The sequence below is a fragment of the Flammeovirga sp. OC4 genome, from assembly GCF_000812565.1.
Classification (GTDB): Bacteria; Bacteroidota; Bacteroidia; order Cytophagales; family Flammeovirgaceae; genus Flammeovirga.
Map to the genome: position 1 here is coordinate 1 of NZ_JTAM01000131.1, position 902 is coordinate 902.

Here is a 902-nt window from a genome sequence, read left to right on the forward strand (position 1 = left end):
CACTTTTTTTACCTCCAAGTTATATTGTTTTTCTGATTCAATCAGACAAGTTTTAAAGAGGTTTGAAGCCTTATACACTTCTTTAAGTTCTTTGGACTTATCAGCATTCAGGCTAAAAAGAATGCTACAAGTCAATAGTAAAGAAAGGATAGACGCTCCCTTCCAATGCTTTTTGAGAAAGCTTAAACTGTTTAATAAAAAGTTCATTTTAATTTCTTTTTTGAATTTCTTCGAATAGATCATCTAACCGAATGAATAATTTGTCTTGAAACTCTTTTTCATCTTGCTTATCACCCTCCAGTAATTTTACAATGGCTCTGTTTGTTTCTGACTGTTGAATCAAAGCACTTGTTACCATAGTATTGCTTTCAATGATGAAGTTTGCCATCACGCAAATAGCGATGATACAGATGACTAATATTGAAATCAGTAACCTCACTACTAAGGTGGTTTCTTTGTCTTTTGCGATATCCTGCAATGCATTTACTGTCATTTTTTACTTGCGTTTAAAATTCAATTCGAAATTTTCAATACCCTGATCAAGGTTTAAGTCTTCAAGCTGATAGCCGTCTTCGTCCAGAGCTTTAGCGAGATCAGAAGAGAACTTGGTTTTGTTCTGTACAGAGTTGATATAATTTTCAATACCAAAGCCTGCCGTGGGGAATTCCTTCCAATCACCTTTGTTTGATTCAATATTCAGTCTTACATTTTGTTCATCAGACTCACCTATTACAAAGTCTCCATTGACAATGAGTAAGTCACCGTCCTCGTCGAGTAGTATATCATGTCCCATGTGTGAAATATTTATTTTCAAGATTCTTTAAATCACTTTTAGAAGTCGATAATGACTGTATTAAAGCTGTTTTAAAACTAGCTCCACCGTCTGAAGCAACAATTGGAGC

Annotated in this window: 3 protein-coding genes; all 3 read right to left on the minus strand. The window is 34.5% G+C overall.

What is annotated here, in order from left to right; translation table 11 throughout:
- On the minus strand, window positions 1-207 hold a 207-nt coding region (locus tag PL77_RS32345), incomplete at its 3' end, for a hypothetical protein (RefSeq protein WP_216595957.1).
- Between the two features lies 1 nt (window position 208).
- Complete coding sequence (locus PL77_RS29375) at window positions 209-493, minus strand: hypothetical protein (RefSeq protein ID WP_044213464.1); 285 nt, start codon at window positions 491-493, stop codon at window positions 209-211.
- 3 nt (window positions 494-496) lie between these two features.
- The gene (locus tag PL77_RS29380; protein WP_044213466.1) at window positions 497-793 is read right to left on the minus strand and encodes a hypothetical protein; all 297 of its coding nucleotides are present in this window, start codon (window positions 791-793) and stop codon (window positions 497-499) included.
- Window positions 794-902 lie beyond the last annotated feature (109 nt).

Excerpts from the sequence above, each read along its gene's own strand:
- PL77_RS29375 (WP_044213464.1), bottom strand. The coding sequence starts at position 493 with ATGACAGTAAATGCATTGCAGGATATCGCAAAAGACAAAGAAACCACC.
- PL77_RS29380 (WP_044213466.1), bottom strand. The coding sequence starts at position 793 with ATGGGACATGATATACTACTCGACGAGGACGGTGACTTACTCATTGTC.